Below are 21,856 nucleotides of genomic sequence, written 5' to 3'. Positions count from 1 at the left end.
CTCAGCCCCCGCTCACCGGCGGCAGGATCGCCACCCGGCCATCGTCGGGCAGCGCCTCGTGGTCGCGCAGCACGCGTTGCTGGTCGGCGAATGCCGAGTAATCCAGCAAGCCGGCACGGAAACCCGGCCAACGCAGCGGCAGCAGCTCGCGCAGCGCCTGGCGCAGATCGGCCACGGTGCCACCGGCTACATCCACGGCGATCTCGCGGCTGGCATCCAGATCGGAAAACGCACCGAACAATTGCAGATTCACCTGTCTCATCACGGCTCCTGGCTTGCCAGCTGCACAGGGTCCTGATGACCCCAGCCCTGCACGCGCACTGGCGTGCCGGCAGGGGCGAGACCGCCCTCGCCGTCCAGCACCACCCAGGCGTTGGCCTGCAGCATGGACATCAAACGGAACGACTCCTGCCCTGCCAGCACGCGCGCACTCAGGCGGCCCTGCGCGTCCACTTCCACCCGGGCCCGCGCATGGAAGCGCAGGCCCGGCGGCGTGCGCACGTCGGCCTGCAGCGGCAACATCAGCACCTGCTCCGGTGCCAGCCCCAGCAGGCGGCGCAGCACCGGCTCGACAAAGAAGCGCTGGCCCACCGCAGCGGAGACCGGGTTGCCCGGCAGGCCGAAATACAGCGCGCCATTGGGCAGCACCGCGAACAGCAACGGCTTGCCGGGGCGGATCGCCACCTTGTGGAACACGATGCGCGCACCCCGGCCGCGCAGCGCGTCGGGAATGAAATCGTAGCGGCCGGCCGACACCGCGCCGGTGCTGATCAACAGCTGCGCACCCGCGTCCAGTGCTTGATCCAGTACGGCATTGAAGGCGGCCACCTCATCGCCCACCGTGCCCTGCCAGACCACCTCGGCACCGGCGGCCTGCAGGCGGCCGACCAGGTACGGCCGGTTGCTGTCACGGATCTGCCCGGATTCCAGCGCCTGCGCCGCCTCGGTCACCAGCTCCTTGCCGGTGGCAATCACCGCCGCCTTCGGCCGTGCCACCACCGCCACCTGAGCCACGCCGATGGCATGCAGCAAGGTGCGCGCGTTGATGTCCAGCACCTGCCCGGACTGCAGCACGCGCTCGCCGTCGCTCACATCCTCGCCACGCAGGCGCACGTTCTGGCCCGGCTTCACCGATGCCTTCAGGGCGATGCGGGTCGGGCGTCCATCTTCGCTGGCGAGGATCTCCACATTCTCGACCGGCACCACCGTATCCAGCCCGACCGGCATGCGCGCACCGGTCATGATTTCCCAGGCACCCTCGCCGCCGTCGGCACCGGCATCGCCTGCTGCCTGCCAGCCCTGCACAGCGAATTCGGTACCAGCCTCGAACGTCGCGCCGTTGGCGCGCAGCGCGAAGCCGTCCATCGCCGAATTGTCGAACGGCGGCAGCGATTGTGCGCTATGGATGTCACGGGCCAGCGTGCGGCCCGCGGCCTCGTGCAGCGGCAGGCGTTCGGCCGGCAGCGGCGTGGCCGCGTCCAGCAGGTGCTGCAAGGCCTCGCTGTAGGCAATCATCAGTGGCCATCCCCCTCGACCATCGCCAGGGCGTGGCCCAGCACCGGCGCCAGGATGTCCAGGCACTGCGCCGCCGCCTTCGGGCTGCCCGGCAATGCAAACACGAGCATATTGCCCAGCTGCACCACCTCGGCGCGACTCAGCCAGGCCATCGGCGTGTGCTGCGCACTCAGCGCCCGCACCATCTGCGCCAGGCCATGCACCGGCCGCGCATTCAAGGAACGCAGCGCCTCCGGGGTCAGGTCACGCGGGCCCAGCCCGGTACCCCCGGTACACAGGCACAGGCGCACGCCCTCGGCAGCCAACGCCTGCAGGCGGCCCGCCAACGGCTCGATGCCATCGGGCAGCACTTCGGCGGCCACCACCTCGCCCCCCAGCTTCTTCAGCCCGATCACCAGGGTCGGGCCAGAGGCATCCTCATAGGTGCCTTCGCTGGCGCGATCGCTCAGCGTGATCACCGCGCAGGCCGCGCCTTCCAGGCCCTTCGGCGCACGCGGCTTGAACCGCTCACGCTCGGCCTCGTCCATGCCGTCCGGGTGCAGCCAGACACCGCGCTTGCCGCCCTCCTTGAACAGCAGGCGGATGCCTTCGATGCGCAACGCCGGCTCCACCGGCTTGCTCAGGTCGTACAGGGTCAGCAGCGCCGCGTTGACGCCGGCCAGTGCCTCCATCTCCACGCCGGTGCGCGCCTCGCTGGCGCACTCGCACCACACGCGGATCGCCTGCCGTTCCGGTACCGGCGCGCAGAACACCTGCACCAGTTCCAGCGGCAGCGGGTGGCACAGCGGCATCAGCATCGAGGCCATCTTGGCGCCCTGCAGGCCGGCAATCTCGGCCATCACCAGCGCATCGCCCTTGGGCAGGCGGCGCTCGACAATCAGCGGATAGGCCACTGGACCGGCATGCAGCTCGCCCACCGCCACCGCACGGCGGCGGCTGATGCGCTTGTTGCGGACATCGGCCATGTGGAAGGCCGCGTTCAATTCCCCACTCATCGTGTTGCTCATCCTCCGATGGAGGCCAGGTGCGGGGTCAGCCCGGTCTGGCCCTGGTGCAGTCCATGCCCGGCCGCTTTCAGGCCAAGCTGGGTGGTGATGCGTGCCAGCAGCGCGTCGTGGTCCTCATCGCGCTGCAGCAGCGGGCGCAGCGGCACGCCGAACTCGCCAAACAGGCACAGCCGCAAGTCGCCCTTGGCGGTCACCCGCAGGCGGTTGCAGCCCTTGCAGAAGTCACGCGAATATGGGGCGATGATGCCGATGCTGCCGCGATGGTCGGGGTGGCCGAACTCGCGCGCCGGGCCAGCATCGGCCGCGCGCGGACGCTCGTGCCAGCCCGCGGCCAGCAGCTGCTCGACCACCACGTCGGCGCGCAGGTGGTGGCGCTGGAAATAGGCTTCGTTGTCGCCGGTGCGCATCAGTTCAATGAAGCGCACGCTGAAGGGGCGATCGCGCAGGTAATCCATCCACTGCGGCAGCTCGTCGTCATTCAGGCCCCGCAGCAGCACCGCGTTGAGCTTGATCGTCGGCAGGCCCAACGCCTGCGCCAGCGCCAGGCCCTGCTGGATCTCCGGCAGGCGGTCGTGCCCGGTGATGGTGTGGAAACGCTCGCGTTGCAGGCTGTCCATGCTCACGTTCAGCGCGGTCAGGCCGGCCTGGTGCCAGCCCGGCAGGCGCCGCGGCAGCAGCGTGCCATTGGTGGTGATGGCCACCTTGCGGATGCCCGGAACCGCCGCCACGGTGGCGATGATCTCGTCCAGATCCTTGCGCAGGCTGGGCTCGCCGCCGGTCAGGCGGATCTTGCTCATGCCCAGCGCCGCAAAGGCCCGCACCAGGCGGCCGATCTCATCCACCTGCAGGAAACGCGGGCGGCCGTCGGCCTGGTACCCGTCGGGCAGGCAGTAGCTGCACCGGAAGTTGCAGGCTTCGGTGAGCGACAAGCGCAGGTACGGAAAGCTGCGTCCGAAGCTGTCGGTGAGTTGGCTCATGGCTGTTCCGCCTCCTGGTACCACCCTGCAGCCCTGCCCCTGAACGGGTTGTCGACCCCAGCCCGCAGAGTGCGCTGGGGCGTTGAAAGCGTCAACCCGGGAGGCACGCAGCCTGAATTGGTACCGCCTGTCGCGATAGGCCCTCCGCGCCCGTCCCGTTCGCCGTGACAACCTCGACACCTGTCGCAGATTGCACGCTGCGGGCGGATCACTACGCCAGCCAGCACTGGCGGGGCTTAACAGCGTAGGACAATGTCAAAAGCGTCTCCAATCGAGTGATGTTTGCAACTCTTCTGATTGGCATTGCACAGCGCCAGGGGCTCAGATGGCGTGCCACCGGAAAAGGGTGGCCGGGCTTCGAACACCCGAGTTGATGTTGATGTATGCGCTTGCCAGCCGGCGCCACCCTAGCGTGGCGCCGGCTGGCAATCCGTCTGCCGGCTATGGCGGGCGGTGCGTGGGGGCCTTCGGGCCCACCGGACTGACATCAACCCGGTGTTCGAACCACGTACCGTCCGCCACTTTTATGGGTGGCGGCTACCGATTGCCCTGCACGGAGCCTTGCCATGAACGAATCGGACCTCCCGCATCTGCACGCCCACCGCAGCACCGCCGGCGACGACGGTTCGCCTCCGGCTGCGCCAACAGTGGACAGGAACACCTTCATTGCCAATCTCCACCGCATCGGCTCCGGTGCGGCGGCCGACGGACAACCTTGGCCGGAGCGTCACCAGCTGCCCGGCCGCTGCCTGGCCCTGGCCGACGCCGATTGCGCGTTGACTGGGTTGCGGGTGGTGCTGGAAATGCTGCTGGCAGCCGAACGCACCCGGCAGAACGGCGAACCCGGGCAGTACGTGGGCGACCGCGTGATGGAGGGGTTGGTCATGGCCTGCCAGTCGTTGTGCGCGCAGGCGGTGGGGCGGTTGCAGGTGGGTGAGCAGTAGCCTCTATCGATGTCGCGCCTGCCCTCTTTTCGCCCCGGCGTTCGCCCGCTCAAATGCGACGCCCTTCGCCTTACTCACCCTGTGACGGCCGCTCCAGACTGGCGCGCGCCACCATTCTTCTGACGACACGACCATGCTGGCAAGGGTGATCAGGGCAATTGAATCACTCGCACTTTCAGAGCTGTGCAGACGGAGGCATCAGAAACCAATGCAGAATTTCAAAAGCACCTTGACGTTGCTCGTGGCCGCCGGTTGCTGCGTGGCCCCAGACATGGCGCACGCGTTCCAGCTGATCAGAGAAGAGGCAGATATCAGGCTTGTGGATGGCACACCCGCGATCTGCATCCCGGAAAAAGCGAAGGGCTCGTTCCCAGTGGCCAACCTGCTACTGCTGGAGTACTACACGCTCGAATCCGAAAGCTGGGCCATCCGCCTGAAGGACGATGCCAAGCCAATGAAGCTAAAGCCTGGCAACTGCATTGCATACGGCTCAATACCAGACGGCTACGAGCGGGATGGGCCCGACAACAGGGAGAATTTTCAACTGAAATTGAACACAACCTACTACTTTCAAGCAATTCGACAAATTCCAAATCTCTGGTATCTGCGTACCGCAATCTATGAGGCCACATTCTGTCTCAAGACAGATGCCGATGGAGCCCTCAGCATTCAGAAGAAATCAGCATGCCCCGACTTCAGCCGATGAAACTTCCCATCCCCGCAACAATCCTCGCCCTCCTGCTTCTGAGCAGCTGCGGCCACACCCCGGACCGGGAGTTACCGGACCGAAGCCTATCTCCCAGCACCGACGCAGGCGTGGTCAATGTGGCCATCAAAGTCCCTACTGAGCTCGAAACGATGGACGTGCGAGTCGTGTACCGTTCAAAGACTTGCACCATCACCAGCTACTCTGCCTCCGGAATTCCGTATGATCGAGATGGCTATCAGCGGATGGACTTGAAGCCCATCCAGCAGCGAGAGAGCAGACTGTTCGAGGCCAAAGTGCCGGTGAATGGAGGTGGCACCTGCAACTGGCAACTGAGCAATATCACCTTCGGCGCGGAGTACAAAGACACCTCCGCGTTTGGCGAGGGCATTCGATCCGGCCGTCCCGCCGGCATGATTGTCTTTTTTGATGACAACAATTCGCCCAACGGCCGCTGGGGTATCAAAGTCGACGGAGATCTGACAGTTGTGCGGGACTACTACCCATGGCTCAGTGAAAGGTTCCTTGGAGGCCATACAAAGTCAATGAGCCTGATCACGAACGGGGATTACCACCTAACTTACAAGGCACCTGATGCCCGCAATGTCCATTTCGAACCCATCCTACATTCGCAGTTTCTCACGCGATCCGTGGGACCTAAAGTCAAAGCCAAAGGCAACAGGACGATCTTCTACTATCCGGATGGCAGCAATTCGTTCGAAGCTTACAGCTGGCCGAATCACTCGAAACTGCAGGCAATCCGGATGGCAGCCGAAGCGCAGCGCCAGGCCCTGTCCGAGTCCGAAGGGTGAATCCCATGCGCAGCGCCCTTCAGCGAGGATCGCCTTCAGCAGGCGTCAGTGCTCGCTGAAAGCGCTCCTCAGATCGACGCCGATGATCGGCGAGAAGTCCACCTTGCACAGCTCCAGCTCGAAGAGCTGATCGTGATTGTCCAGGCACAGGGTGACTCTCACCGGCACGCCGTCGGCATCGGCAAGCATCGCCGTGGCAATGTCGCTTCCGAAGACCTGGGTCGTGCTGGACAGGAACACCACGCCCCCGAATCCGACAACCTCCACGTCCTCCACCTGGGCGAGCGCCAGATCCTTCAACAACCGTTCGGACAGCTCGGTCGTCTCGGGCAGCAGCCTGTGGATGAGGGAGACCTCGTCGGGGGTGAGGAATCTGGGCACGGAATGTCCTTCAGGGCACTGCATCCGCCATCGGCAGATGCTCGATCCGCCATGTTCTGGCGTAGATGAGAATGACGCTTCCGGTCGAGGTGGTCTCGATACGGAAACACTTCAGGCCGGACAACGGATAGCCGACCGCCTTCCAACGATCAAGGAGATCAGCGAGTCCCGGCGCGTCATCGTCGACCCTGGCGAACTCTATTCCCTCCTCCCCCAGTACGCCGAAGTTCATGAGCGCGGAGCACCCGTACGCTTCCGGGAAGCAAACGATTGACTCCCGACCGTCCGGCCAGCGCACGTGGACCTTTACCTCATCGCATACGCCTGGATTCCTTCTATCGATGTTGATGGCCAACAACGTGGCATCACACCATTCGAGCGCGTTGAAATCCTTCATCTACTGGAATTCCCCAAACCCATACAACAGAACGACCGAATCACCGCCGTCATCATTGCTGCGGCGTGTACGGGGTATTTCTTCAGCCTCGCAACGCCCTACTTCACGCAAGACGCCTTCAACGCGTGCCTAGCCTGTGCTGATCCGACATTGGCCGACACCAGCTGATCGACGAGTTGACAAGGGATTCTCTGTTCCCCGTGCATAGGGACGACAAACAGATCCCCATTGTCCCTCATTGTGTCCAACGCAACCCAAACCCTCGCTTGCGCGTCTATAGAGAACCCGGCGAGCAGATGCCCGCCCCTTCTTCATAGATCAGGTCGCCAACCGGCTGGCGTCTGTACTCCAGCTCTGCTCTCTGCAAAGCGGCATAAACCGGCTTCTCGCCCAGCTCACCTCGATGGAGTTTGCGAAATGAAAATAGCGCCGCACCCGTGAGAAGGATGAAGAGCAACACGTAAATGAATCTCATGGACTAGATTCCCGATCAGAGCTCTGGGATGCGCGAGGACGATCGCCGGTCACCGCTCCTGAAGCTCCCCAAGATTGAGATCCCGGGCATAGGACCGCCGACTACTGATCTGCACCGGCTTGGATGCGAACCTCCGGCCATCCCTGCATTCGACGGCGAATTGGTAGCTTCTGGGTTCCGGCCCTGCAACGACCATCATGTGGACCGAGAATGTGCTTCCAACCGGTTTCGACGAGACTACACCTTCGTCCTCCCCGAGCATACTCAGCTCACAATCTAGAGCGCGAACGTCACCCTGACCTGGCGGCACGCTTCCCGAGACGCGCACGATCATATCGCCACCCGATGTTGCACAGCCGGCCAGAACCAGACCGGCAACGACAGCGGCGGCATACCTCACCTTCGGCATCCCCGAATTCTCAGTACGCACTGCGACGTCTACGCCGATAGCCATTCAGGGATGCATCAATCTCATCAATAGATACCCGCCATGATACGAATGTAGTCGTCGAGCGAATCCACCCGCCGATCGACTGCAATACCACGCTTTTTTGCGAGCGATTGAAGCTCGAATATCAACACCCCATACCCCGAGTCCCAGCCATGAGCTTCACCAGGCGACAGTTCCTTCGAAAATCGATCTCCAGGACGGAGCTTCCCAGAGGGCAAACGAAGCTCGTCTGCAACATGCTCCAGCAGCTCCACTACGGTTTCCTGATCCAGGCCACTCTCCGCATAGTATCGGTCATGGAAGCCAGTTGGCGACAGCGCCTCCCTTTCTCTCAGGCTTTCCTTCATTTCCATTCGCCTCTATCCACCGCCTGCGCTGCAGCCACAATAGACCATGGAGCCGATATCCCAGAACCCCTCCCATACAGTCGTCACCACGACCACGCGCCCCAAAAGTCTTCCTGCCGAACTCCACGACGCTTGAACTGGACCGAATCGGCGTCCGTTTGCCGCGCGCTGCATCGCCTGCCCGGCCTGGGAACCCGCAGCATGCTGCCACGTCGTGGCATGCAACCGCAGAATTGGCAGCAGCGCTTGCCATCTGTGCGCCGGATGCGACTTCACAAGTTGTCGACGTACTTTCCGGCCCGCTAGCGCCAAGCTTGCCCCAGTCCCATCGCCTCTCCGAAACGCAATCGGCGAAGGTTGCCTGAAGCCCATGCGGATCATTTAGGGCAATCGGCATGGATCCAACATAGGCATAGGTGTTTACTCTACCTTCCAGCCCGATTGGATCACTCTGCGAGTACCGGCGCACCGCCGGGTCGTACTCGCGCTGGTAGTTGTAGAACAACCCACTCGCACTCGTCGCCTGCTGACCCGGGAAGCGCAGCGCCAGCTCGAACGACACACCATCCCCGTCCAAGTCGGCACTCGGAATCTGGTTGCCGAACACTTCGCTCTTTCTGCTCCGCGCCCAAGCCGGGACATCGGGCGACCGAGCGATTGCCACGCGCGGCCCACCCGGATGACATCGAGTGAGCGCAACTTCGGCTTAGCTGACCTATTGCGCAGACGCGCTGGCCCGATGCGTCAGCATCAGAGGCAGCGCCGACATCAAGGGAGGTCCGTACTGACGGAAACAGAGCCGTCTTCCCTCAGCCAGACGTTCACGTAGGTATCTGGGGGAGGTATCCGATTGATCGACGCCCCTGCAGGAAGGATCTCCCAGCTGGTGATCGAGCCGCAAACTGTTTTATGGATCAACCTGCGACTGTCCAACCCCCGTCTGGCCAGTTCGGTAACAACCACTTCGGGAGGCTGGCGATCAAAGCCTTTGTAGGCAGTGCAACTCTTTCCCGTCTGACCCATGGGGTACGTTGAACTCTCAACCTCATCCCGGCACCCCAGCTGGCCCAGAACGAGCGAGAGGATGGCTAGTATCCGAATGCATCGCATTGCCTGTTGCTCCTTTCCTTTACTGCCCTGCTGTAGGCCTTGTCTACTGCGGCGCCTCCGAGTCCTCCATCGCGCAGCCGAGTTGCACAGATCATCTGCTCTTGATATGCACGACACTCAAGCTCATTGGCCAGCTGCCGATGCTCGATCCCATCATATTCCCAGTCCTTTGGGAATGGGCTTGCACCTTTAGGCCTCCCCACGCAGGCATTAGGAACCCTCTTTTCCAATAACGCCTTATGGTTTCGCTCATGCATAACGGTGCATATCTTGTCGCAGCCTGAATTGCAGACACTGACCAGAAATCCTCCATTGCCATCACAAGTAACCATTCCCAGCTGTCCGCCGCACGTACTTGTATCGAACACGGGCTCAAGCCCAAGTGGGTCAGCCGCGAGAAGCGGAGAGGCATTCGAATACCCGTACGCGGAAATGCCGCCGGACAAGCCTATGGGATCCGCTTGCGTATAGCGTCCGGTCGCAGCGTCGTATTCCCGCTGGTAGTTGTAGAACAACCCACTCGCATCCGTTGCCTGCTGGCCCGGGAAGCGCAGCGCCAGCTCGAACACCACACCATCGCCATCCGGGTCGGCACTCGGAATCTGGTTGCCGAATACCTCGCTCTTGTTGCTCCACTCCCAGATTGCGACATTCCGCACCGGATCGATCACCACGCGCGGCGTACCCAGATGATCTGGTTGGACGTAGGCCAGTGCCGGCACGCCGGTAGCCGGCACATTGATCAGCGCCACCGGGTAGTTGTCCAGCCAGATCGCCTGTTGCTGCGCCTGGCCCGTGGCCGAGTAGTTGCCCAGCCATTGCCCTGCTTCGTCGTACAAGGTGATCTGCGCTGCGCCGCCGGCCGGGGCGCGCAGCACGCGCTCGCCGCGATGGTTGTAACCGTAGCTTTCCAGCACCGCACTGCCCTGCTTCACCGCGTTCATGCGGTTGGCATCGTTGTAGGTGAACGTCTTGCCGCCGATGCTGGTGGTGTTGCCCACCGCGTCATGGTTGCGCGCTTCGCCGTCCACGGCGGTCAGCCGGTGGCTGGTTGCGGGATAGGTGTAGCTGGCGGTGCCTGCCGAGGTGGTCAGCGCAGTGCGATTGCCGGTGGCGTCATAGGCATAGGTTTCAATCGGCGTGCCGGTCGTACCGTCCTGGGTCTGGGTCAGGCGACCCAGCGTGTCGTAGGCGTACTTGGCCAGCACCGTCGAGCCTGTGCCGTTCTTCAGTTCGGTGATTGAACCGACCGGGTCATAGCCATAGCCCAGCGACAGGCCGCCCGCGGCCGGGTCGTGCACCGCCTGCGGGCGATAGTCCAGGTCCAGCGGACGCTGCAGCTGGCGGCCGTTGCCATAGGTCCAACCGGTCGCCGGGCCGAAGGCCGCGTAGGTCACGTTGTTCACCACGATCTGGCGCGCCTGGCCGGGCCGGGTCAGGCCGATCTGGCTGACGCGCCCCTGGGTATCACGCACGTAGTCGGCAACGCTGCCGTCTGGGTAGGTCAACGCGGTCAGGCGACCCGACTTGCTGTAGGCGTAGCGCAGCGTGCTGGCGACGCCGTTGACGGTCTGCACCTTGCGAGTGACCTGGCCGAAGCGGTCGTGGCAGTACTGGGTGCTGCCATTGGCGTGCAGCACCTGCCCCAGGCGCCCCTTGGCAAAGCGCTCGTCGGCGGTGCACGCAGCAGGCGCCACGTCGTAACTGTAGCCCACGTCCAGATTGGGGTCCGGATAGGCGATGCCGATCAGGCGGTTGAGTGCATCGTAGTGATAGGTGGCAGTGACGCCACGTGCATCGGTGGCCGTCTTGCGGTTGCCGGCGGCGTCCACGGTGAAGCTGCTGGCGCCACTGTCCGGGCTGACCTGCCCGGTCAGGTCACCGAATCCGTTGTAGGCGTAGGTGGTATGCAGGCCCTTCGGGTCGGTGACCTGGGTGACCTGGTCCAGCGCGTTGTACTGGCTGCGGATCTCGGCGGCCACGCCACCCACGTCCTGCAGGGTCTGGGCCAGGCGGTTCAGCGGGTCGTACTGCTGGCTGGTCACGCGCTGCAGGGCGTCGGTCACGGTCTGCGGGTTGCCGTTGGCATCGTAGGCAAAGCCGGTAGCGTGGTTGCCTGCGTCCTTCAGTGCGGTCAGCTGGCCGAGTGTGTTGAACGTCCGTGCCAGGGTGCGGCGCAGGGTACCGCCTGCATCGAGCGTGTCTTCCTTGAGGCGATTGCCGGCATTGTCCAGCGTGTAGTGAATCGTGTTGCCCGCGTTGTCCTCGATATCGGTCAAGCGCAGCGCCGCATCGTAGACATAGGAAACGCTGCTGCCGTCGGGCTCGGTGATCTGTTGCACCTGGCCGGTCGGCCAGTAGCTGATCTGGGTGACCCGATTCTCGGCAGTGGTCGCGCCACGTACGGTGACCGAGGTTGGCCAGCCGCGAGCATGGTAGGTGTAGTCGGTGACCACGCCGTTGGCATCCTTGACCGACAACGGCCGCCCGAAAGCGTCGTAGGCCAGAGTCTCGACCGTCTGGCCCAGCGCATTGGTCACGCTGCGCAGGTCGCCCTTGCGATAGCTGCAGGCACCTCCGGTCGCGCACCCTGCATCATCCGCCGAGTAATAGGCATAGGTAACGGCATCGGCCACATCCGTGCGCGGGCCATCCACACTCTTCAGCAGCCCCTCCACCGGGCAGCTGCCTGCCGCTGCCACGTCAGCGGCTTCGCAGTACGTGTAGCTGGTGATGCGCGTCTGACCGGAAGCGGTGTCGGTCACCGTGTTGGCCGTCGGCTGGCGTCGGGAATTGAAGGCCGTGTGGGTTTCGCGGCTACCGATCCGGGTGGTCAGTACCGCATTGGTTTCGACGTCGCGCGCCGTGGTCACCACACGCTGCTCGGGCAAGCCGACCGCTTCGGTCACGGTATGGATGCTGACGGCACGACCGCTCACCGGATCGGTGCCTTGCGCATAGGTGTGCTTGGTCTGGATACCGCGGCGATCGGTGTAGGTATCCAGACGCCGGCGGAAGTCGACACTCTGGTCGTAGTAGGTCCGGCTGACGGTTCCCTGCGAATCACTCAGGCCGGTCACCTTGCGCGACGGAGCGGTGTCGCCCCCGGGTGTCAGGGTGTAGTCGGTCTGCCGCCCCAGCGCGTCGGTCACCACCGCACCACCATTGGGGCTGTAGGCCAGTGTCACGCCATCGGCACCGCCGGCATGTTGACTGGAGATCACACGACCGATGGAATCGTAGGTAAAGGTGCTGTAGCGGCGACCGTCCTCAGCGGTGATGCCGGTCAGGTGCTGGGGGAAGTCCTGGTTCTCGTAGTGATATGTCCGCACACCACCACCCGCATAGGTCACCGTGGCGACCTGGTTCTGCGGCGTGTAGGTATAGGTGGCGAGCGCAATGCCCTCGACCAGCACCGAACTGATCAGCGCCTCATAGTCGTTGGACTGGTAGACGAACTCCAGTGTGCGGCCACTGCTGTGGGTGACGGCCGCAAGGCGTTCGCTGTCGTCGTAGATATAGGTCAGGGACGTGCCATCCGCGAAGCGCTTGGCGGCCAGACGCCCGTCCGCGCCGAAGGTCGAGATGGAGCCCGCCGAGTACAGTGTCCAGTTGCCGTTCTGGACCAGACGGTCACCACTGTCGTCGTCCGCCTCATAGGCTTGGCCGATCTTCTTGAATGCACGCTGGAAACCGGTGCTTTCAATGATGCCCACGCTGTCAACGCCGTCCAGTGCCAGGTGGGCGCCCAGCGAATGGGTCCAGCCATAACCGAAGCCACCGGATGAGGTGGAGATGCCGGAGTGATAGAAGCGCGTCAGCGCGATCCAGCCCAGATCGAAGTCCGGCGCGATCTCGTACTTCTCGCCCGTTTTGACATCACATGGGTTGCCGACATTGCCGTCGCAGGTGCCGCCGTTGGAGGCCGGGTCCTTGTCGGGAATCGGACTCATGTTCGCCGCTGTATCGTTGCGGGACATGGGGCAGTTACCGTTGCCGCCGTCCTTGTCGCACTTCTGCGACTTCGATGTGATGGTCGCAACGAATTCTTCGCTGACGCAGGCGTTGTGCTTGTTGGACCACTGTGTGAGGGGAATCGGGCAGTTCAAGCGCCGGGTACGCGCGACCGCCACCGTTCCGGTGTACGGCGTGCAGGGTGATTCAGCCGTGTTGTTGCCAGCCATGGAAGTCAGATCGTAGTAGCGCGACTCGATGACACCTGCCTGATCGGGCGAAGCTGCAAACCACTCGCCTGACGGAGTTACCGCTGCACCGGGGCACACGGGATTGCTGGCTTGTTCGTCCGCAAGAAAATCGGCAACCATCGCCTCTTCCGTCGGAAATATGTCACGCCCTATGTAGGACCAGTCCGGGTCGGAGGGCTGCGACTTCCCCATCCAGTAGGTGATCGACGTATTGCCGTTCAAGTCCACAACTTTCGACTTGATCTTGTCGACAGACTGCCAGCCGAACTGGAACTCCGGCGGGAATGGACTGGGTGCGGGAAGGCTCTTGATCGCCTGCACCGCCTGCTGCTGGGTCTTATACTGCGTCGAATTGCCGCCGGGCTGCGAAATGCGCCAGGTAATCTTGCTTTCCTGCGCCTGCGCCACAGCAGGGGCGAAGCAGCCGAGGGCAACAATCGCCAGCGCGGCACGCGAGAGGGTCTTCAGTCGTTCCAACATCCCTGTTCTCCTTCCTGGACGAACACAGCGCCGGCGGGAACGAGAACGCGGAGCTGTGCCCACGCGTCATGCATCGGATCGTCCTTGGTCCGGAATGCGGCAGTGCCACATGCCGCCTTTATCGTCGAGGACGCTTGCACATTCAAGTGTGGAGTCGCGTAACCGATCACAGATTCAAGCATCCAACGCCATTCAGCGGTCTACGCTCCGCCCCATGACTTGCTGCACAGGGAGTCGGTGTTATACCTCACTACATTACCAGCACGACCTGTCGCGAGGTCGGCAGGCTGCGGCGCTCCGCTGCAGACCTGACCCATCGGAAGGGCTGGCACGCGTCACGGCCCAGGGGAATGGCAATGAAGAGCAGCCGAGTGACGTTGTGGGTGCTGGCCGCGATGATGGCCACTGCAGGCACCGCCCACGCAGGGGAAATCCAGGTGGATCGCGGCGCCTACGCGCTGCAGGCCGAAGAGACCGGGGCCGGCCCGATCACCGTGGTCTTTGAATCCGGATTCGGGCAGGGCGCGGGGGCCTGGAAGGAGGTGGTTGCCGGTCTGGGGCGCGACTACCACAGCATCACCTACGCCCGTGCGGGACTCGGCAAGTCCGGCAGCGACGGTCACCCCAAGCGCATCGATGCGCATCTGGCCGACCTCACGGCCGTGATCGATACGCTCGCTCCCGGTCGCCGCGTTGTGCTGGTGGGTCATTCCTATGGCGGCCTGCTGGCCACGGAGTTTGCACGCCGCCATCCGGAGCGCCTGCAGGGCCTGGTGCTGGTGGACCCGGCCACGATGGGGCAGCGCCATGCGTTCAAGCAGGCCGACAGTGCCCGCGTGCAGGCAGATGATGCCCAGCTGCGGGCGATGCTGCCGCCAGCCATGGCCGCCGACTACGCCGTGCTGACCGAACAGCTGGATGCACCCGGTGCGGAAACCCCGCGCACGATGCCGGACGTGCCAGTGGCGCTGCTGACTGCAACCCAGCTGGCTGCCGAACCGCTGTTCTTCGAGGAAACCGCAGCGGGCAAGGCGCTCTGGAAAGCACAGCACGCCCTGCTCTTCTCGGGCTTCACGCGCGGCTCGTACCGCTACCTGGCAACCGGCCACACCCTCCAGCGCGAGGAGCCTGCTGCGGTGGTGGCCGCGATTCAATCGGTCTCCGGCACCTCGAAGTAGCTGTTCCAGGCAGGGGCTTCCCGGGTTGTTCCCCGCTACTGCCCGCGCAGCCGAACCGCGAAGTACCGCGCCGGGGAAAGGCCAAGCGCCTTCTTGAACATCGTGATGAAAGCCGTCACCGACTCATAACCCAGCGTCTCGGAAACGCGTTGTACCGGTGCGCCCGCGGCAAGTTCCCGAATGGCGATGAGCAGGTGCAGCTGCTGCCGCCAGCGACCGAAGGACAAGCCCGTTTCGCGTTCGATGAGGCGGGTCAACGTGCGCTCGCCGAGGGCCAGGCGCACGGCCCACTGGCCGATGGTGCTGCGGTCTGCCGGATCCGCCGACAGCGCTGCAGCCAGCGCACGCACCTTCGGGTGATGGCTGACCGGCAGCGACAGATGCTCAGCCGGCATCTGTACCAGCTCGTCCAGCAACACCCGCGCCAGTCGGTCGGTGTGGCTGCCATGCGGATAGTCCAGCGGCGCGTCGGCCAGGTGCAGGATCATCTCGCGCAGCATCGGCGAGATGGCCAGCGTCACGCACTGCGCCGGCAGGTCGACGATGCCGGGCTCGACGAACAGGTAGCACAGGCGCGCGTTGGCGGTGGCGCGGTTGCTGTGCGGCATGCCGCCCGGAATCCAGACGCCACACTGGGGCGGCACGATCCACAGCGCGTTGGCCACTTCGCAGGTCACCGCCCCATGCAGCGCAAGAATCAACTGGCCCTTGCGGTGCTCATGCACGGGAATTTCCGCGTCGTGCTCGGCCACCTGCAGGCGGCTGGCGACCGCCGGGCGATCGGTCTCGTCCGGGTCCAGGTCAAAGCCGGGGAGCGAAATGCGAGCCATTCTCACATTGACCGGTTTTAGCGATTGATTGTCATTGTAGCGAAATTCGCCAGTGCGGCCGATCACTAGCATGAGCCGCATGCACGCCCCCACCCCTGCCCGTCTCCACGTGTTCCAGGCATTCGCTTGGTTGAAAAGCCCTGCCCTCAGGACCGACCAGGAGGCGGTGCTGTTCTCGCTCAAATGCCTGCTCGCCGCGTCGCTGGGGCTGTATGTCTCCCTGAGGATCGGCCTGAATCGCCCGTTCTGGGTGATCGGGACGGTCTATCTGGTGTCGCAACCGCTGTCCGGGGCGACACTCAGCCGCGGCCTGTTCCGCCTGCTCGGTACCGTGGGCGGAGCCGTCGCCACCGTCGTGCTGGTGCCACGTTTCGCCAATGCACCCCTGGTGCTGAGCGCCGCGCTCGCGACCTGGATGGCGCTGTGCCTGTATCTGGCGATGCTCGACCGCACGCCACGTGCCTATGCGTTCCTGCTGGCCGGCTATACCACCAGCCTGATCGGGTTTCCTGCGGTGATGGTGCCCGGAGAGGTGTTCACCATCGCCATCACGCGGGTGCAGGAAATCGCCATCGGCATCCTGGCCGCAACGCTGGTACACGCGCTGGTGCTGCCGCGCCGGGTCTCGATACGCGTGCACGCGCGGGTTGCTGCCGTGCTGGATGACGCGGAACGATGGACACGGGACATGCGCGCCGGTGCATCGGACACGGTGCTGGCGACGGACCGCTCGAAAGTGGCCGCCGACCTGCTCGAACTGCATGTGCTGTCGATCCACCTGCCCTTCGACAGTGCCCAAGGCGTGGCCCAGGTGCAGATCCTGCGTGCCCTGCATGACCGGATGCTGGACGTCCTGATGCTGTCCAGCGCGGTGGAAGATTCCATCGCCCGGCTGCGTTCACCACAGGCCAGCGCAATGGATGCAAGGGGCTGGCGCGATCTGCTGCGGGCCAGCCTGGTCGCGCAACAGGCCGAGCTCGACCTGGCCCACGCCGACTGCCGCGTGCTGCAGGCGCAACTGCACACCGCCCGCCCCGATTGGCGCCGGCATGTACCTGCCCGCCTTGCGCGACATACGCAGGGTGCGGTACTTCACCGGGATCATCGGCTTGCCCTGCGCAGCGCGCTGGGCGCGTTCGTCGGCATCCTGCTGAGCTGCGTGTTGTGGATCGTTACCGGCTGGTCGGAGGGCGCGACGGCGGTGTCCATCATCGGCACGGCGTGCGTGCTGTTCGGCACGATCGAAGCGCCTGCGCCGCATGTCATGCGCTATCTGGTGGGGTCATTGATCGGCGTTGCCGTCGGCCTGCTCTACGGTCTGCTGATCTTCCCCGCGCTGTCCGATGTCGTCGGCCTGATTGCCGCGCTGGCGCCTGCGCTGCTGCTGTGCGGATCGTTCCTGGCCCGGCCTCCCTTCATCATGGCTGCCCTGGGCGTGGTGCTGACGTTTCCGCTCATCGCGGGACTGGGCGCGACCAATACGGTCAACATCGTCGGCGCACTCAACAACAGCGTAGCGTTGTTCGTGGGTACGACAGTGGCACTGTGCAGCATGCAGCTGTTCCAGACCGCCGATGCGGGCCGCAACCGCGCACGGCTGGAGCGTTCGATCCGTCGGGATATCGCACGACACGCCGCCGGACAAGGTGGCGTGGCCCGGGCCTGGCTCAGCCGCATGCTGGATCGAATCGGGCTGCTCGCTCCCCGGTTGCGGGGCGGTTCCAGTGCCGCAGACGACCTGCGGGCATTGTTTGCGGACGTGCGTGCGGTACGTGCATCCAACCAACTCCGCGCACTGGACAAGTGCCAGGAAAACCCGCAGGTCCGGGTGCTTCATGCGGCGCTGATCGAACGCGTCGCCGCACATTTCAGGGTTCGTGCCCACGCGCCACGCAGCGTCGACGCCCATCTTCTGGAACTGCTCGACCGCATGCGCGAGGCAGCAGTGGCCAGCAGCGGGGATGATCGTGAGCATCTGTCGCACCTGCTCTGCGGATTGCGCCGCGACCTGCTGGCGCCTGCTCTCACCCTTCGGCACTGACCTCATGTTTTCTGATCTCTCCATTGATGGCGTGCTGATCCCCGGCCTGCTCGCCGTGGCCGCCGCCGCGCTGGCGCTGTCGATGCTGACCTCGCGCCTGCTCGCCAGTCTCGGTCTGTACCGCTTGTTCGCCGCGCGACCACTGGTGGGCCTGTCCCTGTTCGTGATCCTGGCGGAGCTGATGATCCGGCTCTCGCCCCTGCTCGAGAAATGAAATGAAACACCTGCTTGCTGTCATCGGGCGCTGGAGCGCTACGCTGGTTGTATTCGCGATTGCTGTCGTCGCCGCGCTGTCCATCTGGAAGCGTTACGAAACACGCCCGTGGACGCGGGATGGACGGGTCCGCGCCGATGTGGTGCGCGTTGCGTCGGACATGGGGGGGCTGGTCACCCAGGTGCTGGTGCACGACAACCAGCGGGTCAGCGCCGGACAACTGCTGCTGGTGCTGGATCAGCCACGCCTGGCTGCCGCGCTTGAGAAGGCCGACGCAGCGGTCAGCAGCGCACGCGCGACGCTGGCGCTGGCCCGCCGCGAATCGACGCGGGACAACGCACTGGGCAACCTGGTCGCCTCGGAGACACGCGAACGCAATGCGGCCAAGGTCGACACCGAGCTGGCCGCCCTGGCGCAGGCACGGGCCGAACAGCGCGTTGCCCAGCTCAACGTGCAACGCACCGAGGTGCGCGCGAGCACCGACGGCATCGTCACCAACCTGGACCTGCATGCGGGCGATTACCTGCAACCGGGCGCGCAGGCGCTGGCGCTGATCGACACCGGCAGCCTGCGCATCGAGGGCTACTTCGAGGAAACCAAGCTGGGCTGCATCACCGAGGGCGATGCCGCCGTGGCGCGGCTGATGGGCGACACCCGCGATGTCCGCGGACACGTTGACAGCATCGCCGCCGGCATTGCCGACGATCAGCGCTCAAGCACGCACAACCTGCTGCCGGCCGTGGCGCCGACCTATACCTGGGTGAGGCTGGCACAGCGCATCCCGGTACGCATCCGTATCGATGATGCGCCGCCGGATACGCGCCTGATCGTGGGTCGCACTGCGAGTGTGACCATCACGCCCTCGGCACCGGGAGCCTGCAAGTGAGCGTGCGGACAGTACGTGGTGGGCTGCTTGCCCTGTTGCTGCCCCTGACGGCCTGCGTATCCGGCCCCGACTATCACCTGCCTGCGAACGCCGTCGCAGCTTCACAACGGGCTGCGCGGGCGTTCGTCTCGGGCCAGGACCCGTCGCTCAGTCACGACGTGCCACCGGATCGGTGGTGGCACCTGTATGGCGACCCCCAGCTTGACGCCTACGTACGCGAAGCACTGGCGGCCAATACCGACCTGCGCGCCGCCGATGCCAACCTTCGGCGCGCCAGCGCCACCGTGCTGGAGTACCGCGCGCGCGGTGCCGTGCAAGCCGACGTGGATGCATCGGGCACGCTCACCCATGCCGGTGGCTACACCCAGGCATCGGCCGCGCCACAGTCGTATGCGCTCGGCCTTCACCTCTCCTATCCACTGGATCTTGCAGGCGGCATTCGCCGCGGCATCGAAGCCGCCAACGCCGACGCGGAGGCGGTTGCTGCGGCACGCGACCAGGTCCGCGTGGTCGTCGCTGCGGCCGTCACCCGTGCCTATCTCCAGGTGTGCACCCGCAATCACACGCTCGCTGCAACCCGGCAGGTGCTGGCGGTGCAGCGCGCCACTCTGGACGCAACCCGACGCCTGGCTGCAGGCGGGCGCGGAACGGACTTCGATGTCAGCCGTGCCGGTGCCGCCGTCAATCGCAGCGCGGCGGCGATACCGCACCTGCTGGCGGAACGGCAGGCCGCACTGTTCGAACTGGCCGCATTGATGGGCAGGCTCCCGGCGGACTATCCCAGGGAGGCCGAAGCCTGCCCCCAGCCCCCTGAGCTGGAGCAGGCGCTGCCGGTCGGTGATGGCTGGCAGCTGCTCCAGCGGCGCCCCGACATACGTGCCGCCGAACGCAGCCTGGCCGCCGCGACTGCAATGATCGGTGTCGAGACGGCGGGTCTCTATCCGCAGATCACCTTGGGCGCCTCTTCGGGCGTGGCCGGCACACCGGCGCATCTGCTGTCGGCCGACGGCTTCGGTGCGGGCATCGGTCCCGTGCTGTCATGGCACTGGCCCAACCGCCGCGTGGCCAAGGCCCGCATCGCAGCGGCCGGTGCCAACGCAGATACCGCGCTCGCGTCCTTTGACGGCGTCGTGCTGCAGGCACTGCGGCAGACCGAGACCGCGCTTTCTGCCTGCACGCAGGAGCTTGAACGCGAGCGCAGCCTGGCGCAGGCGCGTGGGGATGCAGCGCGGGCCGCCGGGCAGGCGCAGCAGCTCTACCGTTTCGGCAGGATCGATTTTCTCGACCTGCTTTCGGCCCAGGCCGCGCTGGCAGATGCGGAGTCCGCATTGGCCGTCTCGCGCGCGGAGCGCATTGACCGGCAGATGGATCTTTTCCTGTCGTTGGGTGGAGGCTGGGCTGCAACAGATTCAGCCCCGGGCGGGGTCCAGTGACCCGTTGCCTGGCAGCGGCTGCAGGCCGCGCCGTCTGTTCAGGAATGTACCGCCTACACCCGTATTCATTCACACTGACTGCCCTATATTCCCGCCACAGCGCCGCATGCTGCGGCCATGACGGAGGCATCTCCATGAAGACCACACGCTTGCTTGCCATCGCCTTGACCACCACCACCGCGTTGGCTGCGGCCCCCGCCTTCGCCGATCCGCCGCACCACGCCCGCGGCAACGGCCCGCCGCCGCATGCGGGCGGCCCGCATAACCGCGATGCGCCGCCGCCGGGCTGGCAGAAGAAGGCCTGGCGACGTGGCGAGCGCCTGCCGTGGGCCGAAGTGGACCGCCGCTACTGGGTAGACGATTACGCGCGCTATGACCTGCGCGAACCGGGCCGCGACCGGCGTTGGGTGCGCCAGTCCGATAACGAGTACCTGCTGGTGGAGATCGCCACCGGGCTGATCATCGACGCCCTGCATCGCTGAAGCGACCTGCAGCGTCCGCACACGCAGCGATTTACATCGGTGCAGACACCTTACGACCGGGGCCGCCCCGGTCGGCGGTGTCTGCGCCCACGGCGCCCCGCCCGCCTCCGCGGCCCGCCATGCAGGCCCTCCCGCAGCGCGATATACCCGCACATCAGCGCTGTGGCAAATAGCCCCATCGCCACCAGTATTTCGAATCCCCGATCACCAAAGAGCAGGCGGATGGAGGTCTCCAGTGAGCACAGCCTGCCGCAGCGCAGGCCGTGCTCGTTGAAGCCATGGATGAGCACCAGTACGCCCATCAACGTGCACCACGCCATCAGGGCCAGGCTTGCGATGAAGATGAAAGGTCGATGGATACGCATGCGCTTGCTGCGGTCGTCTACGGTGATGTCAGGCGCGACGTTGCGATCACGCGATCGGAAGCATCCAGTTCCACCGACCAGGCTTCGGTATCTAGTCCCAGCCGGTTCTCATACCACCATCGCTGCGCACAGCGACCACTGCATCCACGGCTGGCATAGCGGGTAAAGGGAACATCGGCGTGCTCCACCACGTCAGGGGGCCCCAACGCCCGCAGTACCTCGATCCTGCTCGCCCCGACCGGGACCGAGGCGAGCGCGTGGGAATGCCACGCTGAGATCGCCGAGCAACCGGCCACGTACGCCACGAACAGCCCGACCAGCCCCCACATCAGTGTCCTCATTGACAGATCCCCTCCTGCGCCGCGCGCCCGCGCATCATCCGCGCAGACGCTCTTCGACGTCAAACTTCAACGACAAGCGGACCTGTTGCAGCGCCCGGCAACCGTGCTAGCGTGCGCCGACCGATGATTCAGGATGAACGCAGGGACACCCGTCGATGGCAGGCAAGCGCCGGAAGGACAGGATCACGCAGGAGCACGGTCTGTTCGTGAAGCGGTACGGGCCCAAGGGCGGCGCCATGCCAAATCCAGCGACCGGCCCTGCGACTGGAACTGCGAGAG

Annotated in this window: 21 protein-coding genes and 1 pseudogene; 9 read left to right on the top strand and 13 right to left on the bottom strand. The window is 64.8% G+C overall.

Annotated features, from left to right (window positions below):
- Position 1: 1 nt before the first annotated feature.
- From AC5P53_RS13665 to moaA, 4 genes are read right to left on the bottom strand one after another with little or no spacing between them, the layout of a single operon-like run.
- A complete protein-coding gene (locus tag AC5P53_RS13665) occupies positions 2-262 on the bottom strand; it encodes a MoaD/ThiS family protein (protein WP_005409914.1) in 261 nt (86 codons plus the stop codon).
- Entirely contained in the window at positions 262-1,515 is a 1,254-nt protein-coding gene (locus tag AC5P53_RS13660) for a molybdopterin molybdotransferase MoeA (protein ID WP_241886924.1), read from the bottom strand. The genes AC5P53_RS13665 and AC5P53_RS13660 overlap by 1 nt, the downstream gene beginning before the upstream one ends.
- The gene (moaCB, locus tag AC5P53_RS13655) at positions 1,515-2,510 is read right to left on the bottom strand and encodes a bifunctional molybdenum cofactor biosynthesis protein MoaC/MoaB (RefSeq protein ID WP_241886926.1); all 996 of its coding nucleotides are present in this window, start codon (positions 2,508-2,510) and stop codon (positions 1,515-1,517) included. Before moaCB ends, AC5P53_RS13660 begins: the two co-directional genes overlap by 1 nt.
- An 8-nt stretch (positions 2,511-2,518) precedes the next feature.
- Entirely contained in the window at positions 2,519-3,499 is a 981-nt protein-coding gene (gene moaA / locus AC5P53_RS13650) for a GTP 3',8-cyclase MoaA (protein WP_049439440.1), read from the bottom strand.
- 566 nt (positions 3,500-4,065) lie between these two features.
- On the opposite strand from moaA, the gene AC5P53_RS13645 reads away from it, so the two are divergent.
- From AC5P53_RS13645 to AC5P53_RS13635, 3 genes are all read left to right on the top strand, one after another.
- Positions 4,066-4,443: a hypothetical protein gene (locus AC5P53_RS13645; RefSeq protein ID WP_241886928.1), complete on the top strand. Its 378-nt coding sequence runs from the start codon at positions 4,066-4,068 to the stop codon at positions 4,441-4,443.
- Between the two features lie 208 nt (positions 4,444-4,651).
- Positions 4,652-5,149: a hypothetical protein gene (locus tag AC5P53_RS13640; RefSeq protein WP_241886930.1), complete on the top strand. Its 498-nt coding sequence runs from the start codon at positions 4,652-4,654 to the stop codon at positions 5,147-5,149.
- Complete coding sequence (locus tag AC5P53_RS13635) at positions 5,146-5,961, top strand: hypothetical protein (protein ID WP_445391729.1); 816 nt, start codon at positions 5,146-5,148, stop codon at positions 5,959-5,961. The genes AC5P53_RS13640 and AC5P53_RS13635 overlap by 4 nt, the downstream gene beginning before the upstream one ends.
- A gap of 45 nt (positions 5,962-6,006) precedes the next feature.
- Here the strand turns inward: AC5P53_RS13635 and AC5P53_RS13630 are convergent, their stop codons facing one another.
- From AC5P53_RS13630 to AC5P53_RS13605, 6 genes and pseudogenes are all read right to left on the bottom strand, one after another.
- Entirely contained in the window at positions 6,007-6,342 is a 336-nt protein-coding gene (locus tag AC5P53_RS13630; RefSeq protein ID WP_134709321.1) for a DUF6984 family protein, read from the bottom strand.
- A 10-nt stretch (positions 6,343-6,352) separates the two neighbouring features.
- On the bottom strand, positions 6,353-6,739 hold the full coding sequence (locus AC5P53_RS13625; protein WP_241886934.1) for a hypothetical protein: 387 nt from the start codon (positions 6,737-6,739) through the stop codon (positions 6,353-6,355).
- 274 nt (positions 6,740-7,013) lie between these two features.
- Complete coding sequence (locus tag AC5P53_RS13620; RefSeq protein WP_495227422.1) at positions 7,014-7,214, bottom strand: hypothetical protein; 201 nt, start codon at positions 7,212-7,214, stop codon at positions 7,014-7,016.
- A gap of 474 nt (positions 7,215-7,688) precedes the next feature.
- Positions 7,689-8,018: a hypothetical protein gene (locus tag AC5P53_RS13615; RefSeq protein WP_241887027.1), complete on the bottom strand. Its 330-nt coding sequence runs from the start codon at positions 8,016-8,018 to the stop codon at positions 7,689-7,691.
- 352 nt (positions 8,019-8,370) lie between these two features.
- A pseudogene (locus tag AC5P53_RS13610) lies at positions 8,371-8,694 on the bottom strand (RHS repeat-associated core domain-containing protein); the annotation flags it as partial.
- Positions 8,695-9,100: 406 nt separating this feature from the next.
- Entirely contained in the window at positions 9,101-13,807 is a 4,707-nt protein-coding gene (locus tag AC5P53_RS13605; RefSeq protein ID WP_445391731.1) for an RHS repeat-associated core domain-containing protein, read from the bottom strand.
- Between the two features lie 356 nt (positions 13,808-14,163).
- Between AC5P53_RS13605 and AC5P53_RS13600 the strand changes: the two genes are divergently transcribed.
- Positions 14,164-14,985 carry an alpha/beta fold hydrolase gene (locus tag AC5P53_RS13600; protein ID WP_241886940.1) on the top strand — a complete coding sequence of 274 codons (822 nt, stop codon included), beginning with the start codon at positions 14,164-14,166 and terminating at the stop codon, positions 14,983-14,985.
- Positions 14,986-15,020: 35 nt separating this feature from the next.
- Here AC5P53_RS13600 and AC5P53_RS13595 read toward each other — a convergent pair whose 3' ends face one another.
- Positions 15,021-15,815, bottom strand: a complete 795-nt coding sequence (locus tag AC5P53_RS13595) for an AraC family transcriptional regulator (protein ID WP_014647399.1) — start codon at positions 15,813-15,815, stop codon at positions 15,021-15,023.
- Positions 15,816-15,981: 166 nt separating this feature from the next.
- Here AC5P53_RS13595 and AC5P53_RS13590 point away from each other — a divergent pair, with 166 nt between their 5' ends.
- The 5 genes from AC5P53_RS13590 (at position 15,982) to AC5P53_RS13570 (ending at position 20,871) form a co-directional block, all read left to right on the top strand.
- Positions 15,982-17,856 carry an FUSC family protein gene (locus AC5P53_RS13590; protein WP_241887026.1) on the top strand — a complete coding sequence of 625 codons (1,875 nt, stop codon included), beginning with the start codon at positions 15,982-15,984 and terminating at the stop codon, positions 17,854-17,856.
- A 4-nt stretch (positions 17,857-17,860) separates the two neighbouring features.
- Positions 17,861-18,070 carry a DUF1656 domain-containing protein gene (locus AC5P53_RS13585; protein WP_014647401.1) on the top strand — a complete coding sequence of 70 codons (210 nt, stop codon included), beginning with the start codon at positions 17,861-17,863 and terminating at the stop codon, positions 18,068-18,070.
- A gap of 1 nt (position 18,071) precedes the next feature.
- Positions 18,072-18,956, top strand: coding sequence for an HlyD family secretion protein (locus tag AC5P53_RS13580; protein ID WP_046431015.1), 885 nt, complete (start codon positions 18,072-18,074; stop codon positions 18,954-18,956).
- Positions 18,953-20,389 (top strand): efflux transporter outer membrane subunit, encoded by a 1,437-nt coding sequence (locus AC5P53_RS13575; protein WP_197574577.1) that lies wholly within the window; start codon positions 18,953-18,955, stop codon positions 20,387-20,389. Before AC5P53_RS13580 ends, AC5P53_RS13575 begins: the two co-directional genes overlap by 4 nt.
- A 134-nt stretch (positions 20,390-20,523) precedes the next feature.
- Positions 20,524-20,871 (top strand): RcnB family protein, encoded by a 348-nt coding sequence (locus AC5P53_RS13570; RefSeq protein ID WP_049439424.1) that lies wholly within the window; start codon positions 20,524-20,526, stop codon positions 20,869-20,871.
- Between the two features lie 50 nt (positions 20,872-20,921).
- Here the strand turns inward: AC5P53_RS13570 and AC5P53_RS13565 are convergent, their stop codons facing one another.
- Positions 20,922-21,236: a hypothetical protein gene (locus AC5P53_RS13565; protein WP_164077156.1), complete on the bottom strand. Its 315-nt coding sequence runs from the start codon at positions 21,234-21,236 to the stop codon at positions 20,922-20,924.
- A gap of 17 nt (positions 21,237-21,253) precedes the next feature.
- Complete coding sequence (locus AC5P53_RS13560; RefSeq protein WP_495227421.1) at positions 21,254-21,565, bottom strand: hypothetical protein; 312 nt, start codon at positions 21,563-21,565, stop codon at positions 21,254-21,256.
- Between the last annotated feature and the right edge of the window lie 291 nt (positions 21,566-21,856).

This window comes from Stenotrophomonas sp. YJH_SMC_82, assembly GCF_059368875.1.
Note: the sequence above shows the minus strand (reverse complement) of the source record. Positions and strands in the feature narration are given on the sequence as shown.